The following is a 7,592-nucleotide window of genomic DNA, read 5'->3' on the forward strand; positions in this document are numbered from 1 at the left end:
GCTACCTTCCTGACAGCAAAAACATCAAATCTGTTGCGGATGGTACAATGACACAAAAAAATGGTTCATCACCAAATGCAGTGGAAGAGAACCCAACCTACAAGTCCCGCCTTTAGGCGGCAACCCCAAGCAGCGAAAGCCGATAAACCCGCTGAAGCGGGAACACCAACAGTCTCGCCTCAAACAGCAATCCAATGGATTTGGTGATGAACCAAAAAAAGCGCCTCCCTTTGTAGGGCCGCCGCTCGCAGCGAGCCGCAAAGCCCAAAGGGGAAAGGCGAACTAAGATATAGGTATTCAACCACCTATGACACCGATATTCACCGATAACACCCCAAAAACGAGCCGATCCCCTCCACAAACATCGGTGCAAATCGGCGCTATCGGTGGTTCTCAACAACATTTCAGGATCACTCAGTGCTCTCAGTGCACTCCGTGGTTAAAAACACACTCCAATCAACACTGCCCACTCAACCTCGAATCCCAACGTAAGCCCAAAGTCCTATATCCAGATTCTCCACCTCATGATACAGTGTATCCAGATTCAGAAACGCACCGGCGAACAAAGCCACGATCCGAATCGCACAATTTCAAGTTTGATAGTTTAGGGTAATACATAGGGGTAGTAAAAACGGCGGTCTCACAGAGATCGCCGTTTGTTTTTGGTTCATCGCCCTTTTGCGGGGAGAGTTTCCTCCTTACGAAATCTCCATATGCAGCAGTTTCCACTGTCTTTGCGGATAAACACAAAAAAATGGGCACTGCGAACGAATCCGAAGTGCCCATGGCGGAAATTTAAAAGGCATCGAGCGAGTTACTCAACTTCACTCGATGCCCAGGTTTTAAAAGGGAACCTAGAACGAGAAAGTGTTCGAGATCTTCCAGCTTGCGCCCTCCCGGATACGGAAGCGGTTCGCGTTTCCGAATGGATCCGTAGAGATAGGTACGAGCTCATTGTCGCCAAACGCGTTGTAGATGTTCAGCTGGACCTTGTAGTCGATCCTGTCACTGAGCTTCAACTTGTAGCTAGCCCAGAGGTCGAAGGTCTCGTATCCATCATCAAATACAGGATTCGTGATGTCTGGTAGATCCGCGTTTTCTTCGCTCGGCAAGTAATCGATAGCAGCCTTGTCCTCCCAACGAAGAGCGCCGCCGAGTCCGAGACCCTTGAACTTACCGTCTGTGAAGCTGTAGTTCGTGATCAGGTTTGCACGCCACTCACGCACCTCCGGCTGGATTTGACCATTCAAGGAGAGAAGCTTGAGGTAATCACCACGGTAGGTCGGGTAGATGTTTACACGGACACCTGGGCTAGCAGACCACCATACTGGCATCTCGCCAACTGGCGTATTCATAATCGCATTATCTACGAAAGCAGATACGTCGAGGAAGCTCTGACCAGGAACCTTGTCGCGGATCGCTTCAGTGCGCGATGCGTTGATCGCGATACGCCAGTTCTCATTCGGATTTGCCATGAACTCGAACTCTTGACCTTCCGATACTGCGTCTTCGGTGAACTTGTGGTTCGCAGGGCGAGAAGCACGAGTGTCACGACGATGAGACGGCGCCCATGGTCCCGTTACCCACGCATCGATGAAGTCAGGGAACTGCTCTTGAAGATCGATTTCGAATTGCTCCCACGCTGGCAGGATCTCGTTTTCCAAGTACTCAGGATTCGGATGGGAGCTGATGTCCCAGTTGCCTTCCTTGAAGTCACCGTAAGAACGGGTCGGAACGAAGATAGCTTGCTGAAGAGCCCACATAGCGCCGATGTCACCAGTCGTGTTCTGGTTAGTAACAACCGTCTTGTAGTCAGTCGCACGGAACGAGTACTTACCATCCTTAGTAGAGAGCAAGATGCTGTATTCCTCAGTGCTACCCTGCGGAGGAGGCAAAGGAAGACCATACGCATCGAGACGTCCAGCGGCTGGTTGCGCATTCTCACCTTCGTTGTAGTAGAAACTAACATTGAAAGGAAGCGGATCGTTGTCTCCCAAGAGCTTGTTGACGTGCAAAGCTCCACTCCAGTTACGCGTGATAGTTTCCAAACGCTCGTCGACCAAGTCACCTGGATTGATCGGACTTGTGAAGTTGTAAGCAGAAGGACGAACGTCAGCCAAATCTGGATAGTCGATGCTGTAATCAGGTCCGCCAGTCCAGACGCGGTCTGCCGCTCTCAAAGAGAGTGAGTCCGCGGTGTCTTCGCGATAACCATAGAGACCGACGATCGCATCGTTTAGAAGGTGTCCCTGCCAAACTGCAACATTGGAACTGATGTCGAGATTAGAAAGGTCAGCACGAGTCGTCAGGTAATCCTGGTTAGACATTCCAGCCACACGACCGTCATCAAGCGCGCTCACAACGTTGAAGGTGTAGTCTCTCCAACCACGGTAGTTCGCTGGATTGGCAGACTGGAAATCGTAAGCTTCCGTACGCTCATCGTTTGGATCTGGCCAAACAGCTGTCGGATCGACACCTGTCGCTGTCCAAGTTGTATCGAACGCTTGGATAGATACAGGACCACTGTAAGGAAGAACGAAGTCGTTCAGGCGTTGAACGTTCGCACCAGAGGCTGAGCTGAGACCACGAAGATCGCCGCTCAAGTAAGCCTTGACGCTAACGTTGCTGTTCTCGCCGCCAAACTGATGGTAGTAATCTGGGCCAAACATCGCGAGATTCATGCGACGGTTGTCAGAAGTAGTCTCCTCTGCTGAATGCAAGAGAGTGAAACGGTGGCTACCGAGCAGGTTTGGCAAGAATCCGTCGTTGTCATCACGGAAGTCATACTCCGCGAACAACTGAGCACGGTAGGCGCTACGCTCGGTTTCCCTGTTTCCAGTACCGCTATCACGCAGTTCCTCAGAAATGTAGGCACGACCTACGTCGGGGTTTGCGGATACAGCATTTCCTGCATCCATGGCGCCGTTCGCCAATTGCTCATTGATGTCCATACGGAGGCGATACTCCCAGCCGAAGATACCAAATGAGCCACGCTCGATGTTTTCTTCGTACAGAGCGAGGTTGTATCCAATTTTTCCATCTAGGAAGGTGTGGCTGATAGAAGCTTCATAAGCGTCCCAGTCAGTGTTTTCCTGCTTGTTAGGACCATCGAGCAAGTTGTTGTAGAAGTCGAAAATGCCGACATCACTGATCGTGGCATCTTCCCAGAAACTACCGCCAGCTCCGTACTGTCCTGTATTTGAGGACCAAGCACGCGTTCCGTCCATACCTTGCGAACGGTTGTTGTCGCCGTAGATGTTTCCGCCCTCGCCGTCGTAGACGAGAACTCCCGTTTCATCATAAGCTCCGAACGCAAACGTACGTTCGCGGAAAACCTGGTACGGATTGTTGGAATTCACCTGGAAAGCTGGGCCATCCATGAAGATCGGAGTGGTGAGTCCATTGTAGTTGTTCCCTTCATTACGATCGAGGAAACCATCCGTGTCGTTCAGGTGATTAACCGTACGGCCGCCAAGACCACCTGGACGCCCGGAGTAGGTTGCAGCAGTGAATGGAACGAAGTTTCCATCTGCATCGCGTTCCGTAATCGGATTCCAGAACGGAGTGATGCGGTCACCTGGCGTAAGCGTACGCGGGCGATTGGATGTGATAGAACCAGACTCGAAGTTAGCAGTCACCTCGAACATGGAGCTGTCCGAGTTCATGAAGTCCGGACGCCACAGGCCTGCCACATATAGACGGCGATCCTCTTCGTAAGCCGGCTTTTGGCGGAACTTCTGGTCGTCGTTCAATACGCCAGCAAACACAGCCAACTTGTCCTCTACGAGAACCTTGTTGTATTTGAGATTCGTACGGATGCTGCCAAACTTGTCGAAAGACACCTGCACTTCTCCATCGGTACCACCCATGTTCGCGCCCTTGGTGGTCGCATTGATAACACCAGATGGGCTACCGAGACCAAAGAGGATCGAGTTAGGTCCGCGAAGAAGATCAACGCGATCAACGACGTATCCATCCCAAGGAATTCCAGAAGAGAAGTAGTTACGAGTATTGTCAGCTCGGTTCAAACCACGAACCCGTGTATTCGCGTTCGGATTTCCGAAAAGGCCGTTCTCACGAGCAACACTACCTCCAGTGACACCACCAGAGTAGTTACCCCGAGGACCCCCTACTTCCGTATTCACAGCGTAGGTGAGAACAGTCTCGTTATCGACACCGCCCACATCCTCGAGCATTTCTTCAGTCAAGACAGAGATCGATGATCCGATGTCCGACAAATCAGTACGAAAACGAGTACCGGCCAAACTGGAAGTAGCGCGATAACCAACATTTTCGGAACCTTCTACCGTGAATGGAGAGAGCTCGAAAATCTCCTCCTCTTCATCAGCCGCATCCTGTGCGTAGATGCTGCTGGTGCTGGCGCATAAGACACCAGTCAGAAGCGCCAGCGCTCGACGCTGAACTTCTCTTGAACGACCCTTGTTGTTAATCATTAGGTATATAGTTTTAGTTTAATAGATACGTAACGCACCACTTCACACCTCGCCTGGGCAAAGGCTTAGAACCAACGGGCTTCTAAAACGAATATCTAAGCTTATAGATATCTATCGAGGTATAAGATGGGGTGGGGATCTGATTTAACGGTTCGCTCCTTCAAGCATATATAACTTTTGGAGCATCCTTGCTCGTCGCCCTAGGTTTCGTGCGACAATGACTAAAATCGCATGTTTTTTGGGGAATCCAAATGGAGCCAAAATAAATCCGTTTATTAAACAGTAAAAACGCTTCTAAAAGGCACCTTACAAACTCAATTCCAACGCTTTACAAGCCTTCAAGGAGAATCTTCTGTCCGTTGAAACAGTCAGATCCCAATCGTCCCCCAAAGCCTTAAGCAGGTACACCAGTGGATACACTTCTAAGAAGCGCCTGAACATCCACTACTTGCTTCTGATCCGCCGACATAAAGGCAGCAAATAGCAACGCCATACACTGCATATTATCATTCAGATTCGTTGGGTGACAATCAACCCTCGAACAAACCCAATCAACAAAACGCCTAAAAAGATACAACGTCCCTTTATTGGTTTTATCAGGCGCGTAATCACCGATCAATTCACTCTGCAATCCACCGGGAAAAGTCTCGCAGCCTTTGAGAACCTGAAGCTTCTGATGATCAAGCAACAGGGAGCCGTAGCTGCAATCCGCACGAATGTATTCATTTCTCCATGTACTGATACCGGCTTGCACCGTCCACGAACCTTCGAGGGCGAACCGAACTCCATTGTCCATTTCTACGGATACAATCGAACTCGCACACTTCGAAAACGCCGACCCCAGCGACGGATACGCCATATGATAAACATGAGAAGGCTTACCTCCCGCACATCTCCTCAGCATATCCAAAATATGGATTCCAGCCTCGTTTAAGTAGGGATAAGGATGGTCCGCTCGGTACCGAGCTCTCGCCTCCCCGTTCCAGCTCAAACGCGCGAACATATACTCCAATTCCCCGGGGCTACGGTCCTTGAGTACTTTGGCGAAAGCCCTCTTTTCAGTCTCGAACTGGGCGCTCATGTTCACGGCAGCCTTCACTCCGGCCGCTTCAATCGCAGCTTGAACACGGACGCAACTCTCGAGCGAGTCGCTCACAGGCTTCTCGATAAAGAGATGAGCGCCAAGCTCTGCAGCCTTGATACAAGCTTCTTCGTGCGCGAAAAACGGCGAAGCGACAATGACTATGTCAGGTCGGATCTTCTCTAGATCGTCCAAATCTGCATAACCATCCGACTCATCCAACCCCATTGCCTCGAGCGCCATGCGCAATCGTTCTGGATCCGGCTCAATCACGCCTACTGGCTTGATCAATCCTTCACTAGCAAGCACAGGCAAGGCGTCATCAGCGTACGCCATAAATCCGTGAGCTCCGGCTCCAATTAAAACAACTTTAGGTATCATAGGGTGGGCACAAAAAACCGCAGCAATTCAGCGGTGAACCCAAAGCACCACAAGAGGACGGTCGAGGCTTCTCAACTTTTAGTTAATCCGTTTAGACAACTGCCAAGTCAACTGCGACCCGGCGACCCGCCACCTAAACCATTTCGTGAATGTAAGCCCCGTCGCTTTCGATGATTTTCTTAAAGTGGTAAGCCGAATCCTTCAGCGTTCTCTTACCCGTTTCGAAATCAACATAGATCAAACCAAAACGCTGCTTGTACCCCCACTGCCACTCGAAGTTATCCATCAGAGACCAATAGAAGTAGCCCTCAAAGGGAATCCCCTCCTTCATGACACGCTCGATTCCAAGAAGGTACGTGCTGATAAACTCACTACGCTGCGGGTCTCGGACTCGACCATTTCTCCCTACCCACTCAACGATAGGAATTCCATTTTCCGTGATTACGATCGGCTTACCGTAACGTTCATAGAAGAACTTGCCTGCCCAATAAATCGAGTCCGGCGTAACCGCCCAATCGTAAGTATTCAACGGCACTCCATCCGGATGGGGAATCCACTCCGGCTCTCCATTCGCTCCCGCGCGAACCCGTGTCGAAGTGTAGATGTTCGCACCGTAGAAATCAGGCTTGGTATGGATGATCTCCATATCTCCGGGAGCGATCTTCGGAGCCAAGGCGCCATACTGCTCGTACGCTTCTTCTGGATACTTTCCCAGAAAGACAGGATCCGCCCACCACGCCGTATTCCATACATTCAGGTTTGCCGTATCGACGCTAAAGGTAGCTTTCCGCGCCGCCTCGATATCGGCCTCGCTGTTTGTCTCCGCCCGTGCAGCCGAACCGACAGGAGCCCATCCACAAATCGGAGTTTTCTTCGCTCGCCCCTTGATCACTGCAGTCGCCTTCCCATGAGAAAGCAGAATGTTATGCCCCATCTGCATGACGGATCCAAAACTGTTCGTATCCCCCGGAGCATGACGCCCACACAGATATCCATGATCGAGCAGTACCTGCGGCTCGTTGATAGTGAACCAATGCTGTACGCGGTCTGAAAGCCGATCCACAACCACCTTGGCATAATCAGCGAACCAGTTGGAGATTTCGGGGTTCAACCAGCCGCCCTTTCGATGCAAGGCCAGAGGCAAATCCCAGTGGAACAAGGTGATCCAAGGTGCGATCTCCTTCTCCAGCAAGCGATCCACAAGCTTGTCGTAAAACGCGAGACCGGGCTCATTCATAGCTCCCACTCCATCTGGCAGTATACGCGACCAACTGAGCGAAAGACGATAGGCTTTCAATCCCATCTCCGCCATCAGATCGACGTCCTCTTCCCATCGCCGGTAATGATCGCAGGCTACCTTGCCATCCTGCCCCTGCCAGATCTTACCCTCCCGCTCGACAAACTCATCCCAAACAGACAAGCCTTTGCCGTCGGCAGTTGGCGAACCTTCGATCTGGTAAGAAGCAGTAGCCGCTCCCCATGCGAAATCCTTCGGAAAACTCATTTTCAAAATCAATTAGCCCGCTCATCGGCAGGCAAAAACCAAGGTGCCGAACCCGTTCAGCTTAGGGCGTGTCTTTAAATGAGCTCTTTGCTGGTTCGAGCCCAAATCGAAGCAGCGCAAGGCTGCCAAAGCCTTGCGACACAAGTGTCGGATGGCTTTGGCGGACGCCGCG

3 protein-coding genes are annotated in these 7,592 nt (G+C 51.2%); all 3 read right to left on the bottom strand.

All coding sequences use genetic code 11. From position 1 onward, the window contains the following. Window positions 1-854 precede the first annotated feature (854 nt). A complete protein-coding gene (locus tag JIN87_RS22855) occupies window positions 855-4,454 on the bottom strand; it encodes a TonB-dependent receptor (RefSeq protein ID WP_200357956.1) in 3,600 nt (1,199 codons plus the stop codon). A 394-nt stretch (window positions 4,455-4,848) separates the two neighbouring features. Next, the gene (locus JIN87_RS22860) at window positions 4,849-5,916 is read right to left on the bottom strand and encodes a Gfo/Idh/MocA family protein (RefSeq protein ID WP_200357957.1); all 1,068 of its coding nucleotides are present in this window, start codon (window positions 5,914-5,916) and stop codon (window positions 4,849-4,851) included. Between the two features lie 133 nt (window positions 5,917-6,049). Then, on the bottom strand, window positions 6,050-7,420 hold the full coding sequence (locus JIN87_RS22865) for a GH1 family beta-glucosidase (protein WP_200357958.1): 1,371 nt from the start codon (window positions 7,418-7,420) through the stop codon (window positions 6,050-6,052). Between the last annotated feature and the right edge of the window lie 172 nt (window positions 7,421-7,592).

Source organism: Pelagicoccus mobilis (assembly GCF_016595505.1).
Taxonomy (GTDB): domain Bacteria; phylum Verrucomicrobiota; class Verrucomicrobiia; order Opitutales; family Opitutaceae; genus Pelagicoccus; species Pelagicoccus mobilis.

Excerpts from the sequence above, each read along its gene's own strand:
- JIN87_RS22860 (WP_200357957.1), bottom strand. The coding sequence starts at position 5,916 with ATGATACCTAAAGTTGTTTTAATTGGAGCCGGAGCTCACGGATTTATG.
- JIN87_RS22855 (WP_200357956.1), bottom strand. The coding sequence starts at position 4,454 with ATGATTAACAACAAGGGTCGTTCAAGAGAAGTTCAGCGTCGAGCGCTG.
- JIN87_RS22865 (WP_200357958.1), bottom strand. The coding sequence starts at position 7,420 with ATGAGTTTTCCGAAGGATTTCGCATGGGGAGCGGCTACTGCTTCTTAC.